Here is a 4,093-nt window from a genome sequence, read left to right on the forward strand (position 1 = left end):
ACGCGATTTCTGTGGTCCCGATTTTTTTGTGGTTTTAGATACAGAAAAACGTCCCCGCAAAAGTTGGGTAGTTTGGGGAGAACAGGGTAAATATCCCGATGTAATTGTCGAGATTCTCTCCGATTCTACGGCCAATATTGACCGCAATAACAAGAAAATTCTCTACCAAAATACCTTTCGCACTCCTAATTATTTTTGGTTCGATCCTAATACGTTAGAATTGCAGGGATTTAGACTAATTGAGGGACAATATCAAGCCATTTCTCCCAATGACCAAGGTTATTTATGGAGTGAACAGTTAGGATTATATTTAGGGATATTTGACCGTAAACTGCGTTATTTTACCGCCAATGGTCAATTAGTCCCCACTCCTCAAGAAGCTGAGTTACAGCAACGACAGGCCAAAGAACAGGCTATTTTAGCCAAAGAACAGGCTCTTTTAGAGAAAGAAAGGGAACGTCAGGCTAAGGAAAAATTAGCACAAAAACTACGAGAATTAGGCATCGATCCCGATACAATTTAACTGAAGTGGCAAAAGTTCTGGAGAAAGTAAACCTAAATGAGAGGTCGTGAGAAAACTTATGAGTGATATTGAACTTCGGCAGTCAGTTTATGACCTTCTTTTATCCCTGAGAGGATTGGATGCGCTCAAAAAATTATTCTGGTCTGAGTTAAATTACGAGCGAGAAAATCAAACCCTGTCCCGACGCAATTGGCCGGATAAAGCAGTAGAAGCATTAGCAGAAGATCCAATCCTATTAGCTTCTGGAGGGGAAGATTTTCAGGTTATTTATGCTCGTCTTAACTCTAAGCAACTGCTGCTCAATTTAGAGCGTCTTGTCATCAATCAACTGCTAAAAAACCATCCCTACTCTCTCTTTGTTTTCTCTGATTTCCACCAAGAACGGTGGCATTTTATCAATGTTAAATATGATGTTAAACAAGAAAAACGGCAAGTCTTGCGGCGAATTACAGTGGGTCCGGGGGAACAGTTACGAACCGCCACAGAACGCCTAAGTTTACTAGATTTAGATAATATTAGTTCCGAGTCTCCTTTAGCGATTCAGGAACGTCATGATGAAGCTTTTGATGTTGAGAAAGTTACTAAGAAATTTTTTGAACAGTATCGCTCGGTCTTTGAAAAAGTTGAGCAATTAATTACCAAAACTATCCCTAATGCTGACCAGAGAAGACTATTTACTCAGAAGCTATTTAATCGCCTGATGTTTATTGTTTTTATCCAGAAAAAAGGTTGGCTGAAGTTTAACGAACAAACAAACTATCTAGAAACCTTATGGCAGGATTATCAGAATGATAACAGCACCTCGGACAAAAACTTTTATCATAATCGCTTGACTCATCTGTTTTTTACGGGACTAAATAATCCCCAACAAACGGATATTATTGGTATCAATAACGGTGGTTTTCTTCGGCAAATAATCGGCACAGTTCCCTATCTTAATGGCGGATTATTTGAACAGGATGAAGATGACCGCAATCCTAATATAATAGTACCCGATCAGGCGATCGATGTTATCTTACAGGGCCTTTTTAGTAATTTTAATTTCACTGTAACTGAGAGTACACCCCTTGATGTGGAGGTAGCAGTGGACCCAGAAATGTTGGGAAAAGTATTTGAGGAATTAGTCACGGGAAGACATGAATCAGGCAGTTATTACACACCTAAACCGATTGTTTCTTTTATGTGTCGGGAGGCGTTGAAGGGATATTTAAGCAGTAAATTAACTTCTGAAAACAAAGAAGCGATTGAGCTTTTTGTTGACGAATATAATGCTATTAACTTAAAGAATCCAGAGGCAGTTTTAGAAACCTTAAAACAGGTCAAAGTCTGTGATCCTGCCTGTGGAAGTGGAGCTTATTTATTGGGAATGTTGCATGAGTTATTAGATTTGCGTCAGTGTTTATTTGCCACTAAAGGTATTGATTATAAAACGGTTTATCAGCGCAAGTTAGAGATTATTGAAACTAATATCTATGGAGTTGACATCGATCCTTTTGCGGTTAATATTGCTCGCTTAAGGTTATGGCTTTCCTTAGCGGTTGAATATGATGGGGACAATCCGCCACCGCTACCGAATTTGAAGTTTAAAATCGAAACAGGAGATAGTCTAACTGCTCCTAATCCCCAAGGTTCTGGGATGGTGCGCGAGGAGTTTATCCATCGGTTTAGGGAAGCTAAAGCCAAGTATTTAAGAGCGCATTTAGGCAGTGATAAACAAAGTCTTGAACAGGAGATTAATGAGGTTAAGAAACAGATTGCTTTATTAACCCATGGCAGTGCTTCTGTGATTGCGAGTGATAAGGAAGCTATCTCAAAAGGGTTTGATTGGGTGGTGGAGTTTGCCGAGGTATTAGCGGAGGGAGGTTTTGATATTCAGGTAGCAAATCCCCCCTATGTGAGACAGGAATTGATTAAGGATTTAAAACCAACTTTAAAGCAGGTTTTCCCGGAAGTTTATACAGGAACATCGGATTTATATTGTTTCTTTTATGCGAGAGCTTTACAATTACTTAAAACTGGGGGAATGTTAGCTTTTATTTCCTCAAATAAATGGTTCCGGGCAAAGTATGGGGAGAAGTTAAGAGAGCATATCGCTGATACTTGTCAGGTGAGAAGTATTACCGATTTTGGGGAGTTGCCAGTTTTTGAAAGTGCAGCTGTTTTAGTGATGATTTTTCTCGCTCAGAAGCAATCAGATATAAAATTAAACACTCAATTTACTCAAGTTAAATCTTTAGAGTCACCTTATCCTGATATTAAAACTGTTATTAATGAACAGGGAACAATTTTACCTAATAATTCTTTAAATGGTAAAAATTGGCTATTAAGTGATTCTACTACGGCAAGTTTAATCAATAAAATGTCAGCAGCCGGTATTCCTTTAGGTGAATACGTCAATGAAAAAATTTATTATGGTATTAAAACTGGTTTTAATAAAGCCTTTGTGATTGATGGTGCAAAACGAGCAGAATTAATTGCTAAAGATACTAAAAGTGCAGAGATTATTAAACCTTTAGCTGTGGGTGATGATGTGAGAAAATGGCGCATAAATTACAAAGACAAATGGTTGATTTTCATTCCTTGGCATTTTCCTTTACATCAAGATACTAGCATTACTGGAAGTTCTCTTAAAGCTGAAAAAGAATTTGAGAGAATATATCCATCTATTTATGGTCATCTTGCAAAATATCAAAAGGAACTTTCATTGAGAAATAAGGCAGAAACTGGAATTAGATATGAATGGTACGCTTTACAAAGATGTGCAGCTACATATTTTGAAGAATTTGAAAAACCTAAGATTGTTTTTCCAGATATTGCAAAAGAGTCACGTTTTTCCTTAGATGAAAAAGGTCTTTATATTAACGATACAACCTTTATGATTCCAGTTTATGATCTTTATCTTCTGGGGGTACTTAATTCATTAACGGTATTAAAATATTATCATCAATTAAGCCCTCAGATTTTGGGGGGACATTTAAGATTTAAACGTCAATATGTTGAAAAAATCCCCATCCCTCCCGCTTCTGAATCTGAAAAAGAACCCATCATCAAATTAGTACAAAAATGCTTAGATGCCAAAGGGGTTAACTGTGAAGAATGGGAGAAAGAGATAGATGAGAGAGTAGCGGCATTGTATGGATTGTAAGGGGTTAGATACCCGAATTATTAAAGAAGTCGGGTATCTGAAATCATCACAGATACTCGACTTCTTAAAGGTATCTGAAATCATCACAGAACTATGTTAAACAAAAAAATACTTAAGCAAAATTAGTAGATTAAGTTGAGGAAAACAATTTCGATTTCTTTATTAAGTAGCTGGTTATAATTAAGTTAAAAATGGATTTTAGGTCTGATCCCCCCTGCCCCCCTTGATAAGCTATCCATTAGTCGGATCTTTCTTAACAAAAAGAGAAGAAACTTAAAAAAAGGGGAAACGATTGATAGGTATAGTTTTGAAAGAAGGAATTAAGGAGGAGGTAAGCAAAAAAATGGAGAAATGGGCAGCCCAAGAATTACAGTATGCAGACCTAGGGGACACCAGAAGAAAGAAAAGGTTAATCAGTATCGTAG

3 protein-coding genes are annotated in these 4,093 nt (G+C 37.2%); all 3 read left to right on the plus strand.

Going from position 1 to position 4,093, the window contains the following annotated elements; translation table 11 throughout:
• A partial coding sequence (locus IM500_RS06815) for a Uma2 family endonuclease (protein WP_287738008.1) occupies nucleotides 1-523 on the plus strand: 523 nt, incomplete at its 5' end.
• Nucleotides 524-581: 58 nt separating this feature from the next.
• Nucleotides 582-3,668: an Eco57I restriction-modification methylase domain-containing protein gene (locus tag IM500_RS06820; protein ID WP_190722918.1), complete on the plus strand. Its 3,087-nt coding sequence runs from the start codon at nucleotides 582-584 to the stop codon at nucleotides 3,666-3,668.
• Between the two features lie 343 nt (nucleotides 3,669-4,011).
• A partial coding sequence (locus IM500_RS06825) for an IS4/Tn5 family transposase DNA-binding protein (protein WP_287638528.1) occupies nucleotides 4,012-4,093 on the plus strand: 82 nt, incomplete at its 3' end.

Origin of the sequence: Microcystis sp. M179S2, assembly GCF_020245805.1 — a bacterium.
Classification (GTDB): domain Bacteria; phylum Cyanobacteriota; class Cyanobacteriia; order Cyanobacteriales; family Microcystaceae; genus Microcystis; species Microcystis aeruginosa.